This is a genomic window from Ferrovibrio sp., from assembly GCF_002796975.1.
Taxonomy (GTDB): domain Bacteria; phylum Pseudomonadota; class Alphaproteobacteria; order Ferrovibrionales; family Ferrovibrionaceae; genus Ferrovibrio.
The window spans coordinates 77,964-103,147 of record NZ_PEKV01000001.1 but is presented as its reverse complement, the minus strand read 5'-3'; the positions used below and the strand labels follow the sequence as shown (position 1 = coordinate 103,147).

Genomic DNA, 25,184 nt, shown 5'->3' with positions numbered 1-25,184 from the left:
GACTGCGATTCTCGCCACCCATACGCATGCCAAAACCGCTGCCCACCACGCTGCCGTTCCGCTGTTACATCGTTTGCAGCAAGCCGCCGTCAGCCTGCTGCTGCGCCTCGCCGCCACCGAACGCGAACGGCGCGAGCGTCAGCAGATGGCCGAACTCTGCGATGCCACCCTGCGCGACCTCGGCCTGTCGCGCGCCGATATCTGGGGCGAACTCGACAAGCCGGTCTGGCGTCGCGACTAAGTCAGATCGGGAAAATCAGGCAGGTCGTGGTGCCGGTGGCGAGGATCTTGCCGCCGGCATCGACGATGCGGCCTTCCGCCGTGCCGACGCGGCTGCCGACCTGGATCGCCTTGCCCTCGGCATAGACGGTGCCGGTCTTGTGGCTGATCGCGCGCACCAGGCTGACCTTGTATTCCAGCGTGATGTAGCCCATGCCCCTGGGCAGCAGCGACTGCACGGCGCAGGACATGCAACTGTCGAGCATGGTGCCTGCATAGCCGCCATGCACGCTGCCGATCGGATTGTAATGCTGCAGGTCGGGCCGGCCGGCGAAAACCACGCGGCCCGGTTCGACCTCATGGATCCACATGTTCATGATCTCGGCGATCGGCGCGCCCGGCAGGTCGCCGGCCATGATCTTGCGGAACAGCTCGATGCCGTCCAGCTCGCGCAACGTTTCCAGCGGTACCGGCGCGTAGCTGCCGCCCTTCGGCGGCTGCAGGTCGGCGGAGCGGGCTGGGACATTGTCATTGGGGGCGGCGGACATCGAAGGCTCCTGTCGGATTGTTTTTATCGGCCCAGAAAAAGCGGGGAGGCCGGAAGTTCAGGGTCCGCCGGGAGGATGGCTTGCCGGACGACCCAATATCGTGTATATACACGATATGAGCCGGAGTCCACAATTCTCTGACGAAACCTTCGTCCTGCCGCCACCGATGCCGGACGGCACCGAATTCTGCCTGTGTTTCCAGCTGCGCGCCGCGGCCCGGCGCGCCAGCGCGCTCTATGCCGAGCGGCTCAGCCCCATCGGGCTGGGCCTGCCGCAATACAGCCTGGTCGGCATGGCCTGGGCCTGCGAGAAGCAGAACGGCCGGCCGCCCAGCATCACCGAACTGGCCGCAGCCCTCGATCTCGACCGCACGACCTTGAGCCGCAACCTGAAGCCGATGATCGCCGCCGGCCTAGTGGACGTGACGCCGAGCGGCCATGGCCGCGCCAAGCTGGTGCGGGCGACACGCGAGGGCCGGGCGGCTTACCGCGCCGGTGTGGCGCTGTGGCGCGCCGCGCAGGACGAGGCGCATGCCGCCCTGGGCGGGCAGTTCGCCCCCCTGATGCAGGCGCTGGAAACCACCATCGCCGGCCTGCCTGCGGCAGCCGGTCGCACCATCGCCAACGATCTCTGACAACCGGGAATTCCGGCGCGGCCGCCACGACTTAAGTGGAGGACCGGCCTATGCTTTGGTCGAAAACCGGGGCGGCCCGCCTTGTTCCTGCACAGCCTTGCGGGCATCATCGCTGCATAGGGAAGAACGCCGTCTGGCCTTGGACGTCCGGATCACCATCCGGGCCGACCGGGCCGGCTATCATGCAGGAAGGGGAGCCGTAGTCATGGCTGATAATGAGCTGTTTCCGGTCGCTGCCGACTGGGCCAAACGCGCCTGGGTCGATGCCGGAAAATACAAGTCGATGTACGAGCAGTCGGTAAAGGATCCGGTCGCCTTCTGGGGCGAGCAGGGCAAGCGGCTCGACTGGATCAAACCCTATAGCCAGGTCAAGGACGTGTCCTTCGACAAGAAGGACCTGCATATCCGCTGGTTCGCCGACGGCACGCTGAATGTCTCGGCCAACTGTATCGACCGTCATCTGCCCAAGCGCGCCAATCAGACCGCGATCATCTGGGAGGGCGACGATCCGTCGAAGGCGGACAACATCACCTACCAGACGCTGCATGACGAAGTCTGCCGCCTCGCCAATGTGATGAAGGCCAGGGGCGTCAAGAAGGGCGACCGCGTCACCATCTACCTGCCGATGATCCCGGCGGCGGCCTATGCGATGCTGGCCTGTGCCCGCATCGGCGCCGTTCATTCGGTGGTGTTCGGCGGCTTCTCGCCCGACAGCCTCGCCAACCGCATCCAGGATTGCGACAGCCAGTTCCTGATCACTGCCGACGAAGGCCTGCGCGGCGGTCGCGGTGTACCGCTCAAGGCCAATGCCGATGCGGCGCTGAAGACCTGCCCGAATGTGAAAACCGTGCTGGTGGTGAAGCATACCGGCGGCAAGATCGACATGACGGCCGGCCGCGATGTCTGGCTGCATGACGAGGCCGCCAAGGTGCCGGCAACCTGCGAACCCGAGCCGATGAATGCGGAAGATCCGCTGTTCATCCTCTACACATCCGGTTCGACCGGAAAGCCGAAGGGCGTGCTGCACACGTCCGGTGGCTATCTCGTTTTCGCCGCGATGACGCATCACTATGTCTTCGACTATCACGACGGCGACATCTACTGGTGCACCGCCGACGTGGGCTGGGTCACCGGCCACAGCTACATCCTCTATGGGCCGCTGGCCAATGGCGCCACCACGCTGATGTTCGAAGGCGTGCCGAACTATCCGGATGCCTCGCGCTTCTGGCAGGTGATCGACAAGCACAAGGTCAACATCTTCTACACGGCGCCGACCGCCATCCGCGCGCTGATGCGCGAAGGCGAGGCGCCGGTGAAGAAGACCAGCCGCGCCTCCTTGCGTCTGCTCGGCTCCGTGGGCGAGCCGATCAATCCGGAAGCCTGGCTGTGGTATCACCGCGTGGTCGGCGACGGCCGCTGCCCGATCGTCGATACCTGGTGGCAGACCGAGACCGGCGGTATTCTCATTACACCGCTGCCCGGCGCCATCGACCAGAAGCCGGGATCGGCCACGCTGCCTTTCTTCGGCGTCAAACCGGAACTGGTGGATGGCGAAGGCAAGGTGCTGGACGGCGCCACCGAGGGCAACCTGTGCATCAGCGACAGCTGGCCCGGCCAGATGCGCACGGTCTATGGCGATCATCAGCGCTTCATCGACACCTACTTCAGCACCTTCCCCGGCAAGTATTTCACCGGTGACGGCTGCCGCCGCGATGCCGATGGCTATTACTGGATCACCGGCCGCGTCGACGACGTGATCAACGTGTCGGGCCATCGCATGGGCACGGCCGAGGTGGAAAGTGCGCTGGTCGCCCATCCCAAGGTGGCCGAGGCCGCCGTGGTCGGCTATCCGCACAACATCAAGGGCCAGGGCATCTATGCCTATGTGACGCTGAAGACCGGCATCACGGCGACCGACGAGCTGCGCAAGGAATTGGTGCAGCATGTTCGCACCCTGATCGGCCCGATTGCCTCGCCCGACCTGATCCAGTGGGCGCCGGGCCTGCCCAAGACGCGCTCGGGCAAGATCATGCGCCGCATCCTGCGCAAGATCGCCGAGAACGAACATTCGGCACTGGGAGACACCAGCACGCTGGCCGATCCCAGCGTGGTTGACGATCTCGTCAATAACCGGATGAATCGCGGCTAAGCCAGGCTGCACTGCATTGGAAAGGGCGTCCGGAGCGATCCGGGCGCCCTTTTCGTTTTCGGACTACATAAAAAATGGGATCCCGGCTCGCGCTTCGCTTGGCCGGGATGACGATCAAATTTCTACCGTCACCCCGGGCTTGACCCGGGGTCCCATTTTCTTTTTCTTTCCGTCGAAGCTTTGCCATACGCCGAATTTGTGGAACCCCGGACGCCGTCAGGCCTTTTTCATGGGAATGAGGCAATCAACGGAGGCGCGGCGATGGCTGTCCAGTCGCAATACGGTCCGAAGGAACGCGCGGAATACGATACGAGGGAACGCGTGGTGCCGACGCAGAAGGCGCGTGCCGGTATCGAACTGCATCGCATGCGCTATGTGCTGGGCTTCGGCATCGCAGGCGTGGTGATCGCCTTTGTCCTGGCCTGGTATTTCATGTTCCGCGTTTAAGGGCGTAGGGATTCGGCGCCACCGCCAGCCCGGCCGCCAGTTCGCTGATCTGCCGGGCCACTGTTTCGGCCTGCTGCAGGCGCTGCATCAGTGCCGCCGTCATCTGCCACTGACCTTCCGCCCCCTGTGACGGTGCTGCCGCCTCGACGGCTGGCTCAGCCTCTCCGCCGAGCAGGGTGAGCAGGATCGGGCGGTGCCGGGCCAGCAGGGTTTCGGCTGTGCCTGCATCCAGATCGCGACCGCGCATATGCAGCAGCACATGCAGGGCGGCGAGTTGCGCCATCATCCGGTAATTGGCCGACAGGAACGACTGCAGGCGGGCAATGTCGGCGTCGCGGCTGCCGGGTTCGCTGGCGAGCCGGCGCAGCGCGCCGGCGAAATCGGCGCCCGCATCGAACAGATCCTTGCGCGCGAGGCGATAATTCTGCTCGGGCGGATTCCGCTTCAGCGCCTGGCGCGCGTATTTGCGGCTGGCGCGCAGCAGCGCCGCGCTCAGCTGCGGCAGGTCCTGACGCTCCCAGTAGGGCAGCAGGAAACTGAACAGGGCGGCGATGGCGGCGCCCAGGCCGGTATCCAGCAGGCGTTCGGCCAGCATCGAGCCTGCCGTGGGGCTGAGGAAATGCATCATCAGCAAGGCCATCACGCAGGCTGCCACCGAGGTGATCAGGTAGCGCACCGGGGCATAGGCATGCGCCAGCGCGATACTGGCAAAGTAAATCGCCAGCAGAGCCGGATCGCTCAGCAGATGCAGCGCCACCGCCGCCAGCACGCAGCCGATCAGGTTGCCGATCAGGCGGTCTTTCTGGCGCTGGCGCGTGGCGCTGTAATTGGCGCGCATGATCACCGCCACGGTCAGCAGGATCCAGCTGCCATGGCTGAAATACTTCGTCAGGGTGGCGGCCAGTGCAAAGGCGCAGAGCATGGCGGCGGTCAGCCGCAGCGCATAGCGGAAAATCGGCGAGGTCAGACGCAGGTGCCGGCGGATCAGGCGCAGCCGATACGGTCGTGGCGGCAGGAATTCATCGAGCTTGATCAGACCCAGCAGGTCTTCGGCGGCGTCCGGCGAACGGATCACCGCCTGCAGCCGGTCGATGGTCTCGACGGCATGGCCGATCCGCTCCAGCACGGCGCGCAGTTCCAGCAATGCCGCACCATGCTCGGTCTGGTCGTCGCTGCCCTCATCCAGCGGCGCGACCTGCTGCAGGGCTTCGGCAATGGCGGCAAACTCGTTGCGGATCGCCTGCAGCGACGGGCTCGGTTTGCCGGTGCGGATTTCCTCGGCGATATCCTCCACCAGCGTGGCGGTATGCAGGATGCCGATGCGGATGCGGTTGAGGATCGCGCCGCTGTCGCGCTGGCTGGAGAACTGCCGCTGCAGCAGCCAGTAGTCGGTCTGGCTCGACAGGATGATCTCGAAGGCATCCAGCGTGGCGATCAGGCCCGCCGCCATCTGGCGGTGCCGTGTTGCCTGCATGTGGCGGAACAGCAGATTGCGGGCATTCTCCACCCGCTCCATCAGCGTGACCTGCCGCTCGATCAGGCCGGCGTAGCCGGTCTCGATGCCGATGCGGCTGTCATACAGCGCGGCCTTGGCGCGGATGTAATCGCCGAAGGCCTCCAGGGCGCCGGTCAGCGCGATCTGCTTGTGCCGCGCTTCCAGCAGGTGGCTGAGCGCCAGTCCGAAGGCGGCATAGGCCACCGCGCCGGTGAAGACCAGCAGGGCGTGATAGACGGCCACGATACCCGGCTGGTCCGAATTGGCGCCGACCTGCACACCCAGGGCAAACACCACCGACAGGATCATCGACATGCACAGCGCCAGCGTGGTCTTGCCGTAGATTGTCAGCATCGCGCCGATGAAGCTGGTACCGGCGACGACCAGCGCCTGCAGCAGCGGTTCATGTCCGGCCAGGCCGATGGCCAGGGTGGCCAGGCTGTCGAAGACGATGGCGATCAGGAAAGCGGCGCGCTTGTAGTCATGCGGCACCGGCGTGTCGACGATGCTGACGCAGGTGGCGCCCACCGCCACCACGGCGGCCGCCGCAGGGCCAAGCCACAGCGCGGCGGCCAGCGCCACGATGGCGACGCCGCCTGCGGCGGTCGCGCCGCTCAGCAGCTGCTGCGCCGGCAGGGCGAAGATCGGAAAACTGAAATCGCGCGACATCATGCCGGCCGAGTCTAGCGCGGGACTGCTGCGATGTCAGGCCGGCGATGTCAGGCGAGCTGTTTATAGAAGAACGCGCAGGGCTGCAGCACCGTCCCGTCGGCCGCCAGGGCATAGCCGGGCAGGATGCCCAGCAGGGTATAGCCCAGCGCATGATACAGCGGCTCGGCGGCGCTGCCATGTTCGGTGTCGAGCGTCAGCAAGGTCAGGCCGCGGCGCTGTGCCTCGGCTTCGGCCGCCTGCATCAGGGCGCGGGCCAGACCCTTGCGGCGCGCTCGGCTGTGCACCAGCAGTTTTTTCACATCGGCGCGGTGCTGCTGGTTCGGCGGCATGTCGAGGCCGAGCATGACAGTGCCAACGATTGTCCCGTCGTCTTGTCGCGCGACGAACAGCACGGCGCCGCCGTCGCGCAGGGCCGGCAGCTGGCGCTGCCAGAAGGCACGCGCCTGCTCCATGGCAAAGGGCTGCACGAAATTGACGCTGGCACCGTGCTGCACGCTGTCGTGCAGGATTGCGGCCAGCGTATCCAGTTCGGCTTCGGCCGTGGCGGCATCCAGGATCGCGAGGATCATGCCTGCAGCATCCTCTGCAGGAACACCAGGTCGAGCCAGCGTTCGAATTTCCAGCCTGCCTCGCGGATCACGCCTGCCTGGCTGTAGCCCAGCTTTTCATGCAGGCGGAGGCTGGCGGCGTTGTCGGCGGTAATGCCGGCGATCATGGTACGCAGGCCGCGCTCTTTCGCGATCTGCAGCAGCGGCGCCAGCAACTGCGTGCCGATGCCTTTGCCGCGGCTCTGCGGCGCGATGTAGATGGCGTTCTCCACCGTGTAGAGATAGGCCGGCCAGGGGCGGAACGGGCCATAGCTGGCATAGCCCAGCACGGTGCCGGCGTCTTCGGCCACCAGCACCGGCAGCTGCTGCCCGGCCTTCATCTGCAGCCAGTCGCGCTGCGCCTGCGGCTCGCGTGCGGTGTAATCGAACACGGCGGTGGTGTTGAGCACGGCGTCGTTGTAGATGGCGCGGATCGCTTCCGCGTCTTCCATCCTGGCATCGCGAATCTTCATCGGCTTTTCCGTCGGGCAATGATCACGAGATAGCGGCAGGGCTCGCCGGTTTCATTGGTGAAGACATGCGGCTGGTCCAGCGCGCAATGCAGGCAGTCGCCGGCGGCGATGCTGAAATGGTCGTCGCCGCTGCTGAAACGCAGCATGCCGCTGACGCCGAGAATATGCTGGTCATAGGCGCCCGATGGCAGCGCCGGATAACTGATCTTCGCGCCGGGCGGCAGGGTGGCCTGCACGATCTCCACGCTCGACCCGGTGCCGGCCGGCGTGACGGCGCGGCGCTCGAAGCCGGTTTCGGGGTCGCGCCAGAATGGCTGCGCGGATGCCGTCAGCAGCACCAGGCTCTTGTCTTCCACCGCGGCCATCAGGCCCGACAGCGTGATGTCGAGCCCGGCGCAGAGCCGGCCGAGCAGGGCGGCGGTCGGGCTGGCCTCACGGCGCTCGATGCGCGAGATCATCGCCTTGCTCACGCCGCTGCGTTCGGCCAGGTCGGCCAGCGACAGGCCCAGTTCCTCGCGCCGCGCCTTCAGCCGGGCGGCGATGCGGGTTTCGATATCGGCCTCATGCGTCTTATTCATAAGACAATCGTCTATTATTTAAGACAACGCGGGTCAAGCCTGCTGGTGATTGACTTAATGCCTATATGTACGCATTATGTTCTATATCCACATGTCAACTTCCGGAGGCGGAATGTCACAGATGCCGAATCAGCCCGGTCGTCGGTCCCGGCGATATATCGACTGGCGTGAGGCCGCCCAGATGCTGGCCGGAGGGCAGACACCTGCGGCTGCGGCGAAGGCGATCGGTATTTCCGAAGACCGCCTCATGCGCCATTTCGAAACCAGCCGTCATTTTCTCGACCTGATCATGCGTGCCGGCGAAAGCCGCCGCTGCCTGGCGCAGGCACTGCAGGGCGCGCCGATGGAGCAGGATACGTCGGGATAAAGGCCGATATGGCGCGATAGGCTGCGAGACGCGCCGGCTCGGTCCCGTGTGCAAAATAAGCCTCAAATAAGCACCGAATAAGCATCGAATAAGCCGGAACAACGGTGCAGCAAGGCAGACCCAACACCCGGGAAAGGGGCGGCAAAGCAGGACAAAACTGTATGAGACGGCAGCGTACAAACACAATTGATCCCGCCTAAGCCGGTGTCCGGGCTTATCTTTCCTGGATTGGTTGGTTTCATCATCGCGGATTTTCGAACGGAGCCATCATGCGCAGAACAGTTTTCGCCGGTCTTGGTCTCTCGCTCGCCCTGTCCTCCGGGCTGGCCAGCGCGCAGACTCCGCAGACGATCCGCACGCAGGAGGCCACGGTCCGCGCCGTCACGGTGGCCAGCGGGCTGGAGAATCCCTGGGGCATGGCCTTCCTGCCCGATGGCCGCCTGCTGGTGACCGAGCGGCCGGGCGCGATGCGTGTCGTGAAGAACGGTCAGGTGTCGCCGCCGCTGGGCAATCTGCCGAAAGTGTTCGACAGCGGGCAGGGCGGGTTGCTGGATGTCACGCTCGATCCCGATTTCGTCCGCAACCGCATCCTCTATTTCACCTATGCCGAACCCGGAGACGGCGGTGCCGGCACCGCGCTGGCCAGTGCGGTGTTCAGTGAGACCGAGTTGCGCGACGTGAAGGTGCTGTTCCGCCAGCAGCCGAAAGTCTCCGGCGGGTTACATTTCGGCAGCCGCGTGGTGGTTGGGTCCGACGGCAAACTGTGGCTCGGCCTCGGCGAACGCTATCGCCGCGACGAAGCGCAGAACCTGAACAGCCATCTCGGCAAGCTGATCCGGATCGAGAAAGACGGCCGCGTGCCGTCCGACAATCCTTATCGAGGCCGCAACGATGCGAAGCCGGAAATCTGGTCCTACGGCCATCGCAACATCCAGGGCATGGTCCGGCATCCGCAGACCGGCAAAATCTGGCTGCATGAACATGGCGCGCAGGGCGGCGACGAGATCAACATCCCCGAACGCGGCAAAAACTACGGCTGGCCGGTGATCACGCATGGCATCGACTATTCCGGCGCGAAGATCGGCGTCGGCACCTCGGCGCCGGGCATGGAGCAGCCGCTGCTCCACTGGACGCCCTCGATCGCACCCTCGGGCATGGCGTTTTATACCGGCGACAGGATTCCGGCCTGGCGCGGCAACCTTTTCGTGGGCTCGCTGAAATTCGGCACGCTGCATCGTGTGGTGGTGGACGGCACCCGCGTGCTGCGCCAGGAGCAGATGCTGAAGGAGATCGGCGACAATATCCGCGATGTGCGCGACGGGCCGGACGGCTTTCTCTATGTCGCCACCGACAGCCCGCGCGGCCGTATCCTCCGGCTCGAACCGGCATAAAAAAAAGCCCGGCCCAGAAAATCACCCTGGGCCGGGCTTTTTCCGTTGCGTGAAACCGGGCTCAGTCGGCCTTGGTCTCGCTGTCTTCTTCCTCGGCGTCTTCGGCATCGCCTTCGGTCTCTTCCTCGGCCGGCGAGCTTTCGCTGTCCGCGCCCGGGGAGGAGAGTTCGTCCGGTGTGGCGTAGGGATTCTCGCTGCCCGAGGGATCCATCGGGATTTCGATCTGGATCGTATTCAGATCGACCTTGGGGCCGCGATCCAGCATGCCGGTCACCATCTCGGGGAAGCTGATGACCAGCGCGACCATGATGATCTGGATGCACACGAAGGGCACGGCACCCCAGTAGATCTGTCCGGTGGTGATCTTGGGGATCAGCTTGCCGGTGACCTTGTCGATGTAATCCGCCACCGGGGCGACGCTGCGCAGGTAGAACAGCGCGAAGCCGAAGGGCGGATGCATGAACGAGGTCTGCATGTTCACGCCCAGCAGCACGCCGAACCAGATCAGGTCGATGCCCAGCTTTTCCGCCACCGGACCGAGCAGCGGCACGACGATGAAGGCCAGCTCGAAGAAATCGAGGAAGAAGGCCAGCAGGAAGATCATGACGTTGACGACGATCAGGAAGCCGACCTGGCCGCCGGGCAGGCCGGTCAGCAGATGTTCGACCCAGAGNNGCCTGGCGCAGCAGCGACCAGTCCAGCTTGCGCTTCATCAGCGCCAGGATCAGGGCGCCCGCGGCACCCATGGCGCCGCCTTCGGTCGGCGTGGCGACGCCGAGGAAGATCGTGCCGAGCACCAGGAAGATCAGCACCAGCGGCGGCACCAGCGACACCAGCACGCGCAGGATCAGCTGCATGCCGTGCAATGTGCGGGCTTCCAGCGGCAGGGCCGGGGCGCGCTTTGGGAAGATGAGCGTGACCAGGAGGACATAGCCGGCATAGAGCGCCGACAGGATCAGGCCCGGGATCAGGGCGCCGGCATACATGTCGCCGACCGAACGGCCGAGCTGGTCGGCCATCACGATCAGCACCAGGCTGGGCGGAATGATCTGCGCCAGCGTGCCGGATGCAGCGATCACGCCGCTGGCCAGTCTGCGGTCGTAGCCGTAGCGCAGCATGATCGGCAGCGAGATCAGGCCCATCGAGATCACCGAGGCGGCCACCACGCCGGTGGTGGCGGCGAGCAGCGCGCCCACGAAGATCACGGCATAGGCCAGACCGCCGCGCACCGGGCCGAACAGCTGGCCGACGGTGTCGAGCAGGTCTTCCGCCATGCCGGACCGTTCGAGGATCAGGCCCATGAAGGTGAAGAACGGGATCGCCAGCAGCGTATCGTTGCGCATGATGCCGAACACGCGTTCGGGCAGCGCCTGCATCAGGGCCGGCGTCAGCAGGTTGAGTTCGATGCCGATGAAGGCGAACAGCAGGCCGTTGGCGGCCAGCGCGAAGGCGACCGGGTAGCCGAACAGCAGGAAGAAGACCAGCGCCACAAACATCAGCGGCGCCATGTAGTCGATCAGGAACTGGATCATGTCGGTTACTCCGCGGCGCCTTCGATGGGACTATGGGCGTCTTGTTTCTTGGGCGCCGGGTTCGGGATCAGGCCCTGCAGGAAGGCGATGCGCTTGATCAGCTCCGACAGGCCCTGGATGACGAGGAACAGGAAGCCGACCGGGATCAGCAGCTTCACCGGCCAGCGGATCAGGCCGCCGGCATCGCTCGACATCTCGTGGCGGACGAAGGAGTCAACCAGCACCGGCCAGGACAGGTACATGATGATGATCGAGATCGGCAGCAGGAAGAAGACGGTGCCGATGATGTCGATCCAGGTCAGCGTCTTCTCGGAGAAGCGGCTGACCACCACGTCGATGCGGATATGCTCATTGCGCAGCAGCGTGTAGCCGGCGCAGAGCATGAAGACGGCGGAGAACAGATACCACTGCACTTCCAGCCAGGCATTCGAACTGGTGTGGAACAGGTATCGCACCGAGGCATTGCCGGCGCTGATGACCACCGAGATCAGGATCGCCCAGTAGATGATGCGGCCGACCCAGTCGTTGAACCGGTCAACGGCTGCGCTGAAAGCCAGTAGCAAACGCATGTAACAAATCCCCCTTCACAGCGGGCCGGTTGATGCGGCCGTCGTGACTCGATTGATCAAATGGTGGTGCCGTGCCTGCCTAGCAGGATTGGCCCGGTACCAGCGTTCCCTGTGTCGGGGCGTATTTATTCTATGCGGGTCGTCCGATAAAGCCCCGGATGGCGACCGGCGCCATTTATAAACGAGGGGCCCGGCTAACGGCAGGAAAAAATTCGTAAATCCGGGAAATTGAACAAATATTGCCTCGTGGGCGCAATCCGGATTATCCCATTTCGCCGGTGGTGGCGTTGTAGTTGTTGATCACCCGGTGCAGCACGTCGAGCTGGTTGCGGGCGATGGGATCCTGCCCGTTCAGGATCAGGGTCAGCGCCACCCGGGTGATGCCCAGTTTCGAGGCCACCTGGTCGAGGTTGATGCCACGGGCCCGGCAGGCCACGGTGATCATGTCGAAGGAGCCCTTGTCGAGGAAGACGCGGCCCCATTCGTCGCGGCCGGTCAGGCGGATCGGCTTGATCTCCAGCGGGGCGTTTTTCTGCGGGCGCGGGGCGGGTGCCGCCGCGGGACGACCGGTGGGCACGCTGCGCTGCATCGGGCGCCAGTCGGGATCGCGCTCGAAGACTTCGAGCTGCGGCGCCTGCTCCATCAGATGCTGCAGCATGTTGCGCATATGGACCAGCAGCTGGTCGGCGGTGCCGCCGGCCTCGGGGCCATCGACCAGCAGGCTGCTGAGTTCCTCCAGCCGCTTCAGTCGCGAGGCAAAAAACTCGCGCGCACCATAGGGCAGGGCGATACGCGTCTCGATCAGGTTCTCGAGATAGCTCTGCTTGACGTCGATCTCGACCTTGAGGATTTTCGCGCGCAGCTGCGAGACGAAGCGGCGCAGCTCGTCGCGTCGGCCGGTCTTGAGCACGGACAGCCGGCCTTCGGCGATTTCGGCGGCCTGATGGAAATCGTCGACCAGCGTGGAGAATTTGCGGAAACTCGAAACAGTGTTGCGCTTCTCGTTCACATCTTCGGTGAATCTGAAGATCTGCATGGCGCGCTGCTCGATGCGCGAGACCAGCTCGTTGGCTTCCTGATTATGGTCCTGATTCTCGACGATCATCCGCACGATACTGGCTGGTCAATGTTACATTAACCTTAACACAATCTCTGCAGGTGGGAACCGTCGGTTACTCCGCCAAAAGGATAGGTTGTGCCTCAGGCGGCGGCATTCAGTCCCTGTTGCGCCACCCAAGCCATGGTTTTCGCCAGCGCGCGTTCGAAGCGGTCGAACAGCTCGTCGATCTCGCTCTCGGTGATGATCATCGGCGGGCAGAAGCCGATCACGTCGCCGCCCATCGCGCGAATGATCAGGCCTTCTTCCTGCGCAAAATTCATGCAGGCCGCACCCACGCCGGCCGTCGGCGCGAAGCTGCGTTTGGTCTTCTTGTCGGCGACCAGTTCGGTCGCGCCGATCAGGCCGGTGCCGCGCGCTTCGCCGACCAGCGGATGATCGCCCAGTTTGCGGAGGCGTGCCTGGAAGCGCGGCGCCACGGCGTTCACATGGCCCAGCATGTCGCGCTCTTCGTAGATCTGCAACGTGCGCAGCGCCACGGCGGCAGCGACCGGATGGCCGCCATAGGTGAAGCCGTGACCGAAGGTGCCGATCTTGCCGGAATTGTCGCGGATCGCCTCGTAGACATGCTCGGGCACCAGCACCGCCGAGATCGGCAGATAGGCGCTGGACAGCTGCTTGGCGCAGGAGATGAAATCCGGCTGGTAGCCGAAGGTCTGCGCGCCCCACCAGTTGCCGGTGCGGCCGAAGCCGCAGATCACTTCATCCGACACGCTGAGGATGTCGTATTTCCGCAGCACCTTCTGGATCGCGGGGAAATAGTCTTTCGGCGGCAGGATGACGCCACCGGCGCCCATGATCGGTTCGGCGAAGAAGGCGGCGACGTTGTCCGGCCCTTCGGCCAGGATGAAATCTTCCAGGTTCTTTGCCAGCCTTGCGACGAACTCGGCCTCGCTCTCGCCGGCTTCAGCGAAACGATAGTAATGCGGACAGTCGACATGCTTGATCCGTGCGATCGGCAGGTCGAAATCCTTGTGGTTGGCCGGCAGGCCGGTGAGGCTGGCACTGGCCACCGTCACGCCGTGATAGCCCTTGATGCGCGACAGGATGGTCTTCTTGTCGGTGCGGCCCAGCGCGTTGTTGTAATACCAGATCAGCTTGATCAGCGTGTCGTTGGCGCCCGAGCCACCCTCGGCGAAGAAGATCTTGCCGACGGGAAGCGGGCTCATCGCCTTCAGCTTCTCGGCCAGTTCGACCACCGGTCCGGTCGTCTTGTGGCCGAAGCCATGATAGTAGGGCAGCTTGCGCATCTGCTCGACGGCGGCATCCACCAATGCTGCTTCGCTGAAGCCCAGCCCGGCGCACCACAGGCCGGCCATGCCCTCGATATATTCCTTGTCCTGATCGTCGTAGACATAGATGCCCTTGCCGCGCTCGATCACCAGCGGGCCGACCGTCTCGTGCTTCACCAGGTTGGTGTAGGGGTGCAGCACATGGGCGACATCGCGGGCGGCCGTCGAGTTGGGCAGTTGCGGGCTGGGCATGGTCGGACCTGTCCTGAATGATGCAGTATTCAGTAGACGGCGAAATTGCTTGCCTGTCAAAACAGTCGCGGCAAAGATCGTCCTGCCGAGGACAAAACACTGGCTGGACTGCGCATATGCCGACACCGCCCGCTCCCACCCTGAAACTGCCATCGCCCGCCGGCGACACCGTGCTGCATGGCTACGAGTGGCTGCCGGCTGGCGCACCAGAGGCCGTGGTGGTGCTCTCGCACGGCATGGCCGAGCATGCCGCACGCTACGCGCGTTTTGCCGCCGCGCTGAACACGGCAGGTTTCGCCGCCTACGGTTTCGATCATCGCGGCCATGGCCATACCGGGCAGAAGAACGGCAGTCTGGGTCATATGGGCGATACCGACAGCTGGAACCGTGCGGTGGGCGATCTCGCCGCCGTCTGCCAGCTGGCGAATGAGCGCCATCCCGGCAAGCCGCTGCTGCTGTTTTCGCATTCCATGGGCTCGTTCATGGGCCAGCAGTTTCTCTACGAGCATGGCGACCTGCTGGCCGGGGCCGTGCTGTGCGGCTCGACCGGCAAGCCGCCGCCGATTGCAGCACTGGGCCGGCTGGTGACGCGGCTGGAGCGCCTGCGTCTGGGCCGGCGCGGCGTCAGCAACCTGGTGCAGTCGCTGTCCTTCGATGCTTTCAACAAACGCTTCCAGCCGCAGCGCACCGATTTCGACTGGCTGTCGCGCGATCCGGCCGAGGTCGACAAATACATCGCCGATCCCTTCTGCGGTTTTCCAATCAGTGTGCAGTCCTGGATCGACCTGCTGGATGGCCTGCAGGCCATCGCACGGCCGGAGAACCAGGCGCGCATCCCCAAGACGCTGCCGGTTTTCGTGATTGCCGGAAAGCATGATCCGGTCTCGGCTGGCGGTGCCGCGCTCAAACAGCTGCTGCAGGCCTATGCCGCGGCTGGGCTGACCAGGGTGGAGAGCCGCTTCTACGACGAAGCGCGGCATGAACTGCTGAACGAAACCAATCGCGATGCTGTGACGGCCGATGTGATCGGCTTCTTCCAGCGCTGCCTGTAAGCGGCCTTATTTCCCGGCCGGTTCTTCGGCCGGCAGCGCAGCGAGATTTCCGTAGATCCGTTCGAGCAGGTTTTTCAGCTGCGCGATCTCGGCCTCGCTCAAGCCCGCCAGGGCNNCCGCTGTCGCGGCTGCGGCTGACCAGCCCTGCGGTTTCCAGGCCGCCGACCAGGCGGGAGAGCGTGGAGACTTCAATACTGGTGCGTTGCGCCAGTTCGGTCAGGCGCTGGCTGTCGCGTTCGCGCAGGGCCGCCAGCACGCGCCAGTCCTGCAGGGCGATGCCGGCATCGCGCAGCGCCGCGCTGAATCGTGTCGCCAGCGAAACGCCGGCGCGGTTGATCAGATAGGGCAGGTAACGCTCGAGCCGGAGCGGGGCAGAAGGATCGTCGGGCTGCGGGGCCGCCATGATTGCTGCGCCGCGTCAGCCGTTCACGCGCCGAGCTTGCCCAGCACGGCCTCGATCTTCTGCTTCATGGTCGCCGCGTTGAACGGCTTGACCATGTAATTGTTCACGCCGGCCTGAATGGCGGTCTTCACCATTTCGGTGTCGCGCTGGCCGGTCGCCATGATGAAGGGCATGCGCTTGGTCAGCGGATTGCTGCGGATGGTCTTGAGCAGAGTCAAACCATCCATCCCGTCCATGTTCCAGTCGGAAATGATCAGGTCGAACTTGTTGGAGCCGATCGCGACCAGGGCTTCCGCCCCGCTCTTCGCTTCGACAACGTTCTTGATGCCGATTTCCTGCAAGCAGTAACGCGCAATGCCGCGCATGCTCATCTGATCGTCGACAATCAAAACTCGGAGAGTGCTGGCCGATGGCATATCGCTCGCTCTTCCCTCAACGCAACCAACCGCGGCCATCCTGGCCGGCGGCATTGAAACCAAGGCTTAAGATCGTGGTTTTTATCGTAAAAAACAAGGTTCCTCAACGCTGTTTGCAGCGGTTGAGAATCTCGGCCGCGACCTGGCCGATGCCTACTTCCGCTTGCACCGCCCCCATCAGCTTGGCGGCCTTGGGCATGCCGTAAACCAGGCTGGTCGACTCGTCCTGCCCGATGGTCTGGGCGCCGACCTCCAGCATCTTCTTCAGGCCCACCGCGCCGTCCTTCCCCATGCCGGTCAGGATCACGCCGATGGCGTTGTGGCCGGCATGCTCGGCGACCGAATTGAACAGCACGTCCACGGAAGGACGATGGCCCGAGACCGGCGGATCGTGGTTGATCTTGGTGTAGTAGTGGCCGCCCGAGCGATGCAGCGTCAGATGGTAGTCCCCGGGGGCGATGTAGACATGGCCCGGGAAGATGCGGACATTGTCCTTGGCCTCGGTGACGGTGACGGCCGACAGCGAATCCAGCCGGGCGGCGAAACTGCCGGTGAAACGCGGCGGCATATGCTGGGTGATCAGCACCGGCGGGCTGTCCGGCGGCAGGATGGTGATCACTTCCTTCAGCGCCTCGACGCCGCCGGTGGACGAGCCGATCGCCACGATGATGTCGGTCGAGTTGAAGCCGGGGCCGGGAGTCAGCCGCTTGGGTGTGGCACCTTCGACCGGCCGGTTGCGCGCCACCACGCGGGCGGTGGAGGCGGTCTTCACCTTGGCGATCAGGTCGATTTTGATCTCTTCCAGGGCGTGCTTGATGTCGAGCGTCGGCTTGGGCACGAAATCGACGGCGCCCATTTCGAGCGCCTGCATCGTGATATTGGCGCCCTTCTGCGTCAGGGTCGACACCATCACCACCGGCATCGGCCGCAACCGCATGATCTTTTCCAGGAAGGAGATGCCGTCCATATTCGGCATCTCGATATCCAGGGTCAGAACATCAGGGTTCAGTTCCTTGATCATCGTGCGGGCGACCAGCGGATCGGGCGCGGCGCCCACCACGTCGATCTCCGGGTCGCTCGACAGGGCCGCGGTCAGCAGCTGGCGGATCAGCGCACTGTCGTCGACGATGAGAACCTTGATCTTCTTGCCGGCCACTGGCTGCTCCGACGCCTGGATGACTACGCGATCTTGCGGTGGATATTGCGGCCCAGCAGCTTGAACCGCTCGGTGATGCCGAACAGGTTCTCCGAATGGCCGATATAGAGGAAGCCGCCTGGCGCCAGCAGGTTGGCGTAGCGGTCGAACAGCACGCGCTGCGTGTCCTTGTCGAAATAGATCACGACATTGCGGCAGAAGATGACGTCGAACGGGCCCTTCATCGGCCAGTTGCCGACCAGGTTGAGATGCTTGAAGCTGATCAGGTTGCGGGCCTCTTCGACCATCCGCACCTTGTCGTCGCCATACGGCTCGAAATACTTGCGCGAAATGTCGGCCGGCATGCCTTCCAGCGCGGCGGCCGGATAGATGCCTTCGTTGCCGCGCCGCACCATCTCGGTGTCGATGTCGGTGGCGAGGATTTTCGCATCCCACTGCTTGATGTCGGGCATCGAGCGCAGCAGCGTGATCGCAGTTGAGTAGGGCTCTTCGCCAGACGAGCAGCCGGCCGACCAGATGCGCAGGCGGCGCCCCTGGCTGACGGCGCGTGCGCGGATTTCCTGCAGCGCAGTGGTGGCAAGATGCTCGAAATGATGGTTCTCGCGGAAGAACTTGGTCAGGTTGGTGGTCAGCGCGTTCAGCGTGGTGCCCAACTCGCCGCTGCCGGCATCCGAACCGATGAATTCGATATATTCGCGGAAGCCGCTCATGCCTAATTTACGCAGCCGCTTGGCTAGGCGGGCATAGACCATGTTGTGCTTGGTCGGGCCCAGTTCGATGCCGGTCTTTTCCTTCAGCATCGCACGCAGATAATCATAGTCGCTCGTCGAGAAGGCGAATTCGCGATCCTCGGCGGTCGGGCTATCGGCGACGGTGCGGTTTGCCATGGGACTCAGGAATCAGGCTGCCGCCTCGTTCGGGCCGGCCAGCAGCGGCTTGCCGGTGGAGTCGGCGGCTTCGAGCATACGGCCGGAGAACATGCGCTCCAGGCCGATCAGGCCGACCATACGGTCGCCGACGGTGATCAGGCCTTCCATGAAGCCCAGGCCGCTGACCTGTTCCATGTCCGGCATCGGGCGGATTTCATCTTCGTTGATCGTGATGATGTCCGACACCGCGTCGACCAGGATGCCGACGATACGCGCCGAGACCGAGACGATGATGACGACATTGTATTTGGTCGGCTCCGTGCGCGGCATGCCGAAGCGGGCACGCAGGTCGAAGATCGGCACGATGGCGCCGCGCATGTTGATCACGCCACGCACCACTTCGGGCGTGTTCGGCAGCGGCGTGGTTTCCGACCAGGCGCGGATTTCGCGCACCGCCATGATATCGACGCCGTATTCCTCGTTGCCGACCGTGAAGGATACCAGCTGTACCGTGCGGGTGGAGCGGGCGGCCTGTTCTGCTGCGGTTGCCATAAAGCGCGCTCTCCTGCGTTACGCTGCCGGTGCGGCCAGCCGCGGCGGGCGCTGCTGGCTTTCATGTTCGGCGATGTGCTTGATACCGGCGACGTCGAGAATGAGCGACACGCGGCCGTTGCCAAGGATGGTGGCGGCGCCGACGCCGCGGATCGGGTCGAAATTCTCTTCCAGGCTTTTGATAACCACCTGCTGCTGGCCGATGATTTCGTCCACCACCAGGCCCATCTTCGAGCTGTCTTCCATCTCGACGATGATGACCAGTGCCTTGGTCGGGTCGTCGATGCCTTTCGGCACCTTGAAGATGCGATGCAGGTAGACCAGCGGCACGTATTCGCCGCGGATGCGCAGCAGCTCGCTCTGGTTGGCCACCACGTTGATCTGGTCCTTCTCGGGACGCAGGCTCTCCACGATGTTGGCGAGCGGCAGGATGTACGACTGCACGCCGACCTTGAGCACCATGCCGTCCAGCACCGCCAGCGTGAGCGGCAGGGTCAGGATGAAGCTCGATCCCTGGCCGGGACGCGACTGGATATGCACGCGGCCGCCGAGCGACTGGATGTTCTGGCGCACCACGTCCATGCCGACGCCGCGGCCGGAAATGTTCGACACCGTATCCGCCGTCGAGAAGCCGGGCAGGAAGATCAGGTTGTCGATTTCCTCGTTGCTCAGCACGGCATCGGGGGCGACCAACTTCTTCTCGATCGCCTTCTTCATCACCTTTTCGCGGTTGATGCCGCGGCCGTCGTCGGTAATCTCGATCACGATGCGGCCGCCGCGCTGGTCGGCCGAGACATGGATCACGCCTTCCGGCGGCTTGCCCGCGGCGGTGCGGTCGTCCGGCGTTTCGATGCCATGATCGCAGGAATTGCGGATCATGTGGGTGAGCGGATCGCCAAGCTGCTCGATCACCGTCTTGTCGATCTCGGTGTTCTCGCCGCTCATGTCGAGGCGGATCTTCTTGTTGGTCATCATCGCCAGTTCGCGCACCAGGCGCGGCAGGCGAGCGAACACGCTCTTCACCGGCTGGGCGCGCATCGCCATCACACTTTCCTGCAGATCGCGGATGTGATGCGACAGTTCGGCCAGGCCGTTGGCAAGTTCGGGATGCTGGTCGGCGTGCAGATGCTCGGTCTGCTGCGCGATCATGGCGTGCGTGATCACCAGCTCGCCGACCATGTTGACCAGCTTGTCGACGCGGTCGAGATCGACGCGGATCGAACGTGCGGCCTTGGTTTCGCCACCGCCACCGCCGCCAGCTTCCGCCTTGGGCGCAGCAGCGGCAGGCTTCGGCGCTTCCGTTTTCGGAGCTGCAGCCGGTGCAACGGCAGGCGCGGCTTCCGCCTTGGGAGCCTCGGCCTTCGGCGCTTCGGCTGCCGCAGCCTTCGGGGGTTCAGCTGCCGGTTTCGCTGCCGCAGTTGGGGCAGGCGGGTTCAGGCAGGTCACTTCGAGCAGGCAGTCGTCGAGCACGAATTCGAAAACGTCGCGGATCGCCTGTTCGCCGCGGTCGGTCTCGATTTCGAATTCCCACTTGATATAGGCCCCTTCAGGCTGGATCTGGTCCAGCGACGGGACTGCCTCGGCATCGGCCTTGGCGAGGAAGCCGCCGAGTTCGCGCAGTTCGCGGATCAGGATCAGCGGCTCGTTGGCGCGCTGGTACAGCGCATCGCGCGGTTCGAATTTCACCACATATTTCAGCAGCGGTGCCTTGGCGGGTGCGACCGGTGCAGCTTCCGGTTCCGGTTCCGGCGCAGCGGCCACCACCGGCTCGGGCTCGTCATCCAGGCCGCCGCCGCCGGCCAGCTGGGCATCCAGTGCGGCAAGGGCGGCATCGGCGGCGTTGGGATCGGCGTCGACGCCGATGCTGGCGGCAAGGTCGATCAGCGACTTGCGGCCGTCGTTTTCATGTCCGGGCGAAAGTTCGGTGCCGTTCTGCGCCGCCTTCACCAGGTCGGACAGGATGTCGGCGCAATGCAGCACCAGCAGCACGGAGTCCGGTGTCGGTTCCAGCCGGCCGTCGCGCATCAGATCGAGCACGGTTTCGAAGATATGCGCGAAAGCGACCAGGCGTTCGAAGCCGAAAGCGCCGGCGCCGCCCTTGATCGAGTGGATGGCGCGGAACACGGCATTCAGCGTGCCGTTGTCGCCTTCGCCCGCCTGAAGCGCCATCAGATGACCTTCCAGGTCGCCGAGCAGCTCCTCGCACTCGGAGAAGAAAGTCTGTTTGAACTGGGCTAGATCATCCATGGGGCGCGTCCTGCTTCTGCTCCGCGTCGCCGTTCCGTCGGCCCGTTACGGGCTGACCTTGCGGATCACCTCAAGCAGCTTGCCCGGATCGAACGGCTTGACGATCCAGCCGGTGGCTCCCGCGCTGCGACCCTCTTCCTTCTTGGACTGGCTGCTTTCGGTGGTAAGAATCAGGACCGGCGTCGCCTTGTTCTTCGGCTTCTTGCGCAGTTCCTTGATGAAGGTGATGCCGTCCATCACCGGCATGTTGATGTCGGTGATGATGACGTCGACGGTATTGGCTTCCAGCAGGTCGAGACCTTCCTGACCATTCTCGCCCTGAATGACTTCGAAACCGCCCTGCTTCAGCGCGAATTGCAGCATCTGCAGCATGGTCTTCGAGTCGTCGACAGTGAGAACACGCTTGGTCATGTCTGTACCGGCCATTTCATGAGAAACGAGAAGAGGCCCAGGTCGTCGAAGGCGCTCACGAAGGCATCGCTGGGCGATTTCACGACGAAGGGGATGCCATGCTGCTCCATATGCTGGGCAGCCGACAGCAGGATCTGGACGCAGGGGGTCGAGAGCCGCTCGACGGGCGAGGCGTCGATCACCACCTTGCCGCCCTGCGCCATCATCTCGTGCAGGCTGTGCAGCAGCGGTTCGGCCGCACGCAGATCCATGCTGGCCACCAGGCCGAGCTGGGTCGCATCGTCGGTTTTCGTAACCGTGAACGGTTCCATCAACTCCCCCACAGCACCCGCGGAGCGGGCGCTGGCTGCTCCCATATCTGCAGCCGTAAACCTTTATCAGGGCGAGCCTAACCGACGGCCCGGCGCGACGGAAGAGGGATGCTTCAGGGGTTATTAAAAAACCACGTGCCTACCGGTACTTCGGCTCACCCAAGGGGATTGCCCAAGAGATTGCGAAGCTACTGGTTGCGGCCCAGATCGATGGTGGAAAGCATCTCCGCGCGCATGGCGACCTTGAGATCCTGGTAGCGCTGGCGCAGTTCCAGGCGGGTGCCGCCGGCAAGCTGGAACATCATGATGATGGCGCTTTCCAGGTCGTCGGCGCAGTGGCTGATGCTGTCGAGATCGCCATCCGCCATCTCGGTCTCGCCGAGCTGGCGCAGATAATCGGCGATCCACAGGGAATGAACCGCAAGTTGCGAAAGCGACTGGCCCTGGAAGCGGGTTTCGGTATTGAAGCGGTCGCCGATCCGCGGCAGGCGGCTCACGGTCGTCGTGCGCGGCGCAGGCTCGATATCCTCGGCCTCGACATCGATGATCGGATCGTCGGCGCCATAGCCGAGGCTCGCCCCATGACCACAGGCGGCCCCATCGCCATAAGCGCTGTCCTGGCCGTAATCCTGGTCGTGTTCTGCGAACAACCCTTGATCGAGATCCACGGGTGTTCCAATCCCTGAAGGCAGACTCTGACATCGCGAATCGGGACTTTGCCCGATTCGGTTTGACCTTACTGGGCGCGACTCGGAGGGTCAAGGAGAACCGCTAGATGACGGGGTTCAGCCTGGAGTCAACACAATCCGTTGGGGTTACGCGGAAATCCGCGGTCGGTGACCGCGATAGCGGAGCGGGGCCGTTCAGCCGCTGATGCGGGCGCCGGTCTTGAGCACCACTTTTTCCAGGCCCGACACCAGTTCGCGGCCGATGGCGCCGCCGTCGCCGCTGATCTTCTGGCTCAGCACGACATAGAGCGCATCGATATGCGGCGACACCACGGCCGCGCTCACATGCGCGGCTTCCGAATTCAGACAGTGTTCGAGATAATTACTCAGGTAATGCGTGATCGTGGTGACCAGCGGATAGCCGAAGGTGCCGCCCAGGCCCTTCATGTCCCAGCAGATGCGCAGCATCTTCTTGACGCTGTCCGGCGCGTCGAGATCGGTCGCCTTGAGTTCCTCGAAGGACGCGCGCATGCGGCCGAGGTCGTCATCGGCCCATTTCGCATACATCTTGTGGCCGAGTACCTGGACGGCGATCTCGGCTTCCTTGATGGCTTCCTTGTCGATGCCGCCGCCGCCAACCTTCATTTTGAGGTAGTTGGGCGGGGTGACGAATTCCGCACCGCCCTTCGAGGGCTTGGCGGCACCATCCGTCTTTGCGCTGTCGTTGTCGGCCATTCTAGCGTTCAAGCTCCCGCAGTGCCGTAACATGGCCCTGCAATAACACAGGCAAAGTAAACGTCCCGTTTCACAGCCGCAACCGAATAGACGCTAATCTGCATAAAGACTAGAACAGCTCCACGTCGCTTCTGGTTGCGACTGTAGGTGCGCTGCGGCCTGCATCTTCAAATGGGGAGCCCAGCAGGTAATGCTGGAAATGCGCGCGAACCTGCTCCAGCGTCTGGCTGGCGATCAGGCCTTCGCCCCAGCCGGCGGCGCGCTCGGTCAGGCGCGGCGCCCAGTCCCGTCCGGACTGGTCGCGGATGATGTCTTCGACATAGCGGAGCGCGTTGATCACATGCTGCTGGCGCTGGCTGCGCAGGTCGTCGCCCTGCATCAGCGCAATGGCCTCGCCCATCAGCGGCGAGTCCGGCAACTGCCGACCCAGCTCCACCAGTTTGGCGGCAAAAGCCTGGCCATTGGCATTCTGCGCCTTCTGCAGATCCTCGACCTCTTCCTTCAGGGCGAGCAGCACCAGCGCGATAAAGTCCAGCAATTCACGCGACCCGGCAGGGCTGATGCCCTCCGTGCTGCCTGACTGCGTATTGTGACTGTCCCTCGGCAATGCCCGAGCCTTCCCCATTTGCTGACTTTTGGCACAGTTCACGCCGCTTTGCACCCGTCCTGCCGGCTGCCGTCGCGGTAATCTTTGATCCTGGTCCGGCGCCCTGCGATCTGGGCTCACCCCTGCGGACTACGACCGGTGGTTGTTATCAAACCCGCCATTGCCTGCATTATCCACTTTGGTCAAAACCGGTGCGGGTTGGTAATTAAAAGCCGATAATCATCGCCAGCATGCGTATGCCGTAGCGGAGAAACATGCTAACTAGCTGACAGATAAGGGGGCGCCGCGCGGACGATGGATCCGATCGACATCAAAGAGATGCTGCACCATCACCATCTTTGGCTGAAGGGCATGCCCAGCGGCAAGCCGGCGGATTTCGCCGGCCGCGATCTGACGGGCGCCGACTTCAGCGGTGTCGATCTGCGTCGCGCGTCTTTCCGCATGGCAAAGTTGCGCGATGCCCGCCTGAACAAGGCACAGCTCGTGCAGTGCGATCTCTTCAAGGCCGATCTCAGCGGTGCCGATCTCAGCGAGGCCGACCTGAGCCGTGCCGATCTGCGCGGCGCGACGCTGGAAAGCGTCAACATGGCCGGCGCCAATCTCACCGGTGCGAATTTCCGCCGCGGCCTCGAACTCGGCCAGGATGCCGGCGAAGGTGTCGAGGTGCTGCGCCAGAATGTCACTGGTAGCAATTTCGCCGGCGCCACGCTGGTCGGTGTGGATGCATTGGGTGCGGATTTCAGCGGCAGCAACCTGGCGGGCGCGAACCTGCAGGATGCCGCGCTCACCGACTGCCAGCTGGTCAGCGTCGATCTCACCGGCGCCGATCTTGCGGGCGCCACGCTGGCAAGCGCCAATCTGGTCGGTGCGGAACTGAGCGGTGCCAATCTGACCGGCGCGACGCTGCAGGGCGCTAATCTCACCGACGCGCACCTGCATGGCGTCGACCTCAGCGACGTCGATACCTTCGGCGCCAATGTGGTGATGGCCAACATGGCACCCGAACCCGCCACGACCGCGCCCAGGCCGCTGACAGAAGCCGAAATCCAGGCAGCGCTGGCCGCCCACAAGAGCTGGGTCGGCGGCGGCGATGGCCGGCCAGCCAACCTGCGCGGCCAGGATCTCAGCGGCTTCGACCTTGCCAACCTCGACCTCTCCGGCATCAAGCTGCGCGGTGCGGCCCTGCGCGACGCCAGGATCGACAATACGACCTTTCAGTTCGCCGACCTGTCCGGCGTCGACCTGCGCGGTTGCAGTGCGCGCAATACAACCTTTGCCGGTTGCAACCTGACGGGAGCGGACCTGCGCAATGGCCGGTTCAGCGGCAGCCGTTTTGCCAGCGCCGAAATCCTCTCGGCGACAGGGGAGCGGACCGGCCGCCGGATTTATACGGATTTGTCGAATGCGCGGCTGGCCGGCGCAACCTGCGACGGAGTCGAGTGGGCGGATGCGATCCTCCACGACGTCAGCGGTCTTGAACCGTGACCGGCCCATA

General features: G+C 64.0%; 26 protein-coding genes and 2 pseudogenes. 8 read left to right on the top strand and 20 right to left on the bottom strand.

Annotation, left to right across the window (positions count from 1 at the left end; translation table 11 throughout):
* The coding region (locus CTR53_RS00495) for a hypothetical protein (protein WP_290808218.1) at positions 1 to 241 on the top strand (241 nt) is incomplete at its 5' end.
* Position 242: 1 nt separating this feature from the next.
* Here CTR53_RS00495 and CTR53_RS00490 read toward each other — a convergent pair.
* The gene (locus tag CTR53_RS00490; protein ID WP_290808216.1) at positions 243 to 767 is read right to left on the bottom strand and encodes a PaaI family thioesterase; all 525 of its coding nucleotides are present in this window, start codon (positions 765 to 767) and stop codon (positions 243 to 245) included.
* Positions 768 to 882: 115 nt separating this feature from the next.
* Between CTR53_RS00490 and CTR53_RS00485 the strand changes: the two genes are divergently transcribed.
* From CTR53_RS00485 to CTR53_RS00475, 3 genes are all read left to right on the top strand, one after another.
* Positions 883 to 1,401: a MarR family winged helix-turn-helix transcriptional regulator gene (locus CTR53_RS00485; RefSeq protein ID WP_290808213.1), complete on the top strand. Its 519-nt coding sequence runs from the start codon at positions 883 to 885 to the stop codon at positions 1,399 to 1,401.
* A 205-nt stretch (positions 1,402 to 1,606) separates the two neighbouring features.
* Positions 1,607 to 3,550, top strand: coding sequence for an acetate--CoA ligase (gene acs / locus CTR53_RS00480; RefSeq protein WP_290808210.1), 1,944 nt, complete (start codon positions 1,607 to 1,609; stop codon positions 3,548 to 3,550).
* Positions 3,551 to 3,811: 261 nt separating this feature from the next.
* Complete coding sequence (locus CTR53_RS00475) at positions 3,812 to 3,997, top strand: hypothetical protein (RefSeq protein ID WP_290808207.1); 186 nt, start codon at positions 3,812 to 3,814, stop codon at positions 3,995 to 3,997.
* Here CTR53_RS00475 and CTR53_RS00470 read toward each other — a convergent pair.
* From CTR53_RS00470 to CTR53_RS00455, 4 genes are read right to left on the bottom strand one after another with little or no spacing between them, the layout of a single operon-like run.
* Positions 3,981 to 6,164 (bottom strand): FUSC family membrane protein, encoded by a 2,184-nt coding sequence (locus tag CTR53_RS00470; RefSeq protein ID WP_290808203.1) that lies wholly within the window; start codon positions 6,162 to 6,164, stop codon positions 3,981 to 3,983. The two genes, CTR53_RS00475 and CTR53_RS00470, sit on opposite strands and share 17 nt — an antisense overlap.
* Before the next feature lie 47 nt (positions 6,165 to 6,211).
* Entirely contained in the window at positions 6,212 to 6,733 is a 522-nt protein-coding gene (locus CTR53_RS00465) for a GNAT family N-acetyltransferase (protein ID WP_290808200.1), read from the bottom strand.
* Positions 6,730 to 7,224: a GNAT family N-acetyltransferase gene (locus CTR53_RS00460; RefSeq protein ID WP_290808197.1), complete on the bottom strand. Its 495-nt coding sequence runs from the start codon at positions 7,222 to 7,224 to the stop codon at positions 6,730 to 6,732. The genes CTR53_RS00465 and CTR53_RS00460 overlap by 4 nt, the downstream gene beginning before the upstream one ends.
* Positions 7,221 to 7,802 (bottom strand): XRE family transcriptional regulator, encoded by a 582-nt coding sequence (locus CTR53_RS00455; protein ID WP_290808194.1) that lies wholly within the window; start codon positions 7,800 to 7,802, stop codon positions 7,221 to 7,223. Before CTR53_RS00455 ends, CTR53_RS00460 begins: the two co-directional genes overlap by 4 nt.
* A gap of 121 nt (positions 7,803 to 7,923) precedes the next feature.
* Between CTR53_RS00455 and CTR53_RS00450 the strand changes: the two genes are divergently transcribed.
* Both CTR53_RS00450 and CTR53_RS00445 read left to right on the top strand, forming a co-directional pair.
* Entirely contained in the window at positions 7,924 to 8,169 is a 246-nt protein-coding gene (locus CTR53_RS00450; protein WP_290808191.1) for a hypothetical protein, read from the top strand.
* A 269-nt stretch (positions 8,170 to 8,438) separates the two neighbouring features.
* Positions 8,439 to 9,560, top strand: coding sequence for a PQQ-dependent sugar dehydrogenase (locus tag CTR53_RS00445; protein WP_290808186.1), 1,122 nt, complete (start codon positions 8,439 to 8,441; stop codon positions 9,558 to 9,560).
* A gap of 61 nt (positions 9,561 to 9,621) precedes the next feature.
* On the opposite strand, the pseudogene CTR53_RS00440 reads toward CTR53_RS00445, so the two are convergent.
* The 4 genes and pseudogenes from CTR53_RS00440 to CTR53_RS00425 form a co-directional block, all read right to left on the bottom strand.
* Positions 9,622 to 11,092: pseudogene (locus CTR53_RS00440) on the bottom strand (TRAP transporter large permease subunit).
* 5 nt (positions 11,093 to 11,097) lie between these two features.
* The gene (locus CTR53_RS00435) at positions 11,098 to 11,661 is read right to left on the bottom strand and encodes a TRAP transporter small permease subunit (RefSeq protein ID WP_290808183.1); all 564 of its coding nucleotides are present in this window, start codon (positions 11,659 to 11,661) and stop codon (positions 11,098 to 11,100) included.
* Between the two features lie 262 nt (positions 11,662 to 11,923).
* Positions 11,924 to 12,766 (bottom strand): hypothetical protein, encoded by an 843-nt coding sequence (locus CTR53_RS00430; RefSeq protein WP_290808180.1) that lies wholly within the window; start codon positions 12,764 to 12,766, stop codon positions 11,924 to 11,926.
* Between the two features lie 95 nt (positions 12,767 to 12,861).
* The gene (locus CTR53_RS00425; RefSeq protein ID WP_290808177.1) at positions 12,862 to 14,262 is read right to left on the bottom strand and encodes an aspartate aminotransferase family protein; all 1,401 of its coding nucleotides are present in this window, start codon (positions 14,260 to 14,262) and stop codon (positions 12,862 to 12,864) included.
* A gap of 116 nt (positions 14,263 to 14,378) precedes the next feature.
* Between CTR53_RS00425 and CTR53_RS00420 the strand changes: the two genes are divergently transcribed.
* The gene (locus CTR53_RS00420; protein WP_290808174.1) at positions 14,379 to 15,314 is read left to right on the top strand and encodes an alpha/beta hydrolase; all 936 of its coding nucleotides are present in this window, start codon (positions 14,379 to 14,381) and stop codon (positions 15,312 to 15,314) included.
* A gap of 130 nt (positions 15,315 to 15,444) precedes the next feature.
* Here CTR53_RS00420 and CTR53_RS21175 read toward each other — a convergent pair.
* The 11 genes and pseudogenes from CTR53_RS21175 to CTR53_RS00370 all read right to left on the bottom strand — a co-directional run.
* A pseudogene (locus tag CTR53_RS21175) lies at positions 15,445 to 15,717 on the bottom strand (MarR family winged helix-turn-helix transcriptional regulator); the annotation flags it as partial.
* A gap of 23 nt (positions 15,718 to 15,740) precedes the next feature.
* Positions 15,741 to 16,133 carry a response regulator gene (locus CTR53_RS00415; protein ID WP_290808171.1) on the bottom strand — a complete coding sequence of 131 codons (393 nt, stop codon included), beginning with the start codon at positions 16,131 to 16,133 and terminating at the stop codon, positions 15,741 to 15,743.
* Between the two features lie 103 nt (positions 16,134 to 16,236).
* Positions 16,237 to 17,289: a chemotaxis response regulator protein-glutamate methylesterase gene (locus tag CTR53_RS00410; RefSeq protein ID WP_290808167.1), complete on the bottom strand. Its 1,053-nt coding sequence runs from the start codon at positions 17,287 to 17,289 to the stop codon at positions 16,237 to 16,239.
* Positions 17,290 to 17,312: 23 nt separating this feature from the next.
* Positions 17,313 to 18,176: a protein-glutamate O-methyltransferase CheR gene (locus CTR53_RS00405; RefSeq protein ID WP_290808164.1), complete on the bottom strand. Its 864-nt coding sequence runs from the start codon at positions 18,174 to 18,176 to the stop codon at positions 17,313 to 17,315.
* A 12-nt stretch (positions 18,177 to 18,188) separates the two neighbouring features.
* A complete protein-coding gene (locus CTR53_RS00400; RefSeq protein WP_290808161.1) occupies positions 18,189 to 18,710 on the bottom strand; it encodes a chemotaxis protein CheW in 522 nt (173 codons plus the stop codon).
* Between the two features lie 18 nt (positions 18,711 to 18,728).
* Positions 18,729 to 20,957, bottom strand: coding sequence for a chemotaxis protein CheA (locus CTR53_RS00395; RefSeq protein ID WP_290808158.1), 2,229 nt, complete (start codon positions 20,955 to 20,957; stop codon positions 18,729 to 18,731).
* A gap of 45 nt (positions 20,958 to 21,002) precedes the next feature.
* A complete protein-coding gene (locus CTR53_RS00390) occupies positions 21,003 to 21,368 on the bottom strand; it encodes a response regulator (protein WP_144068627.1) in 366 nt (121 codons plus the stop codon).
* A complete protein-coding gene (locus tag CTR53_RS00385; RefSeq protein ID WP_290808150.1) occupies positions 21,365 to 21,679 on the bottom strand; it encodes an STAS domain-containing protein in 315 nt (104 codons plus the stop codon). Before CTR53_RS00385 ends, CTR53_RS00390 begins: the two co-directional genes overlap by 4 nt.
* Before the next feature lie 188 nt (positions 21,680 to 21,867).
* Positions 21,868 to 22,347, bottom strand: a complete 480-nt coding sequence (locus CTR53_RS00380) for a hypothetical protein (protein WP_290808147.1) — start codon at positions 22,345 to 22,347, stop codon at positions 21,868 to 21,870.
* Positions 22,348 to 22,542: 195 nt separating this feature from the next.
* The gene (locus CTR53_RS00375; protein WP_290808144.1) at positions 22,543 to 23,082 is read right to left on the bottom strand and encodes a hypothetical protein; all 540 of its coding nucleotides are present in this window, start codon (positions 23,080 to 23,082) and stop codon (positions 22,543 to 22,545) included.
* 109 nt (positions 23,083 to 23,191) lie between these two features.
* Positions 23,192 to 23,620, bottom strand: coding sequence for a hypothetical protein (locus CTR53_RS00370; protein WP_290808141.1), 429 nt, complete (start codon positions 23,618 to 23,620; stop codon positions 23,192 to 23,194).
* 363 nt (positions 23,621 to 23,983) lie between these two features.
* Between CTR53_RS00370 and CTR53_RS00365 the strand changes: the two genes are divergently transcribed.
* Entirely contained in the window at positions 23,984 to 25,174 is a 1,191-nt protein-coding gene (locus CTR53_RS00365; protein WP_290808138.1) for a pentapeptide repeat-containing protein, read from the top strand.
* The last annotated feature ends 10 nt before the right edge of the window (positions 25,175 to 25,184 follow it).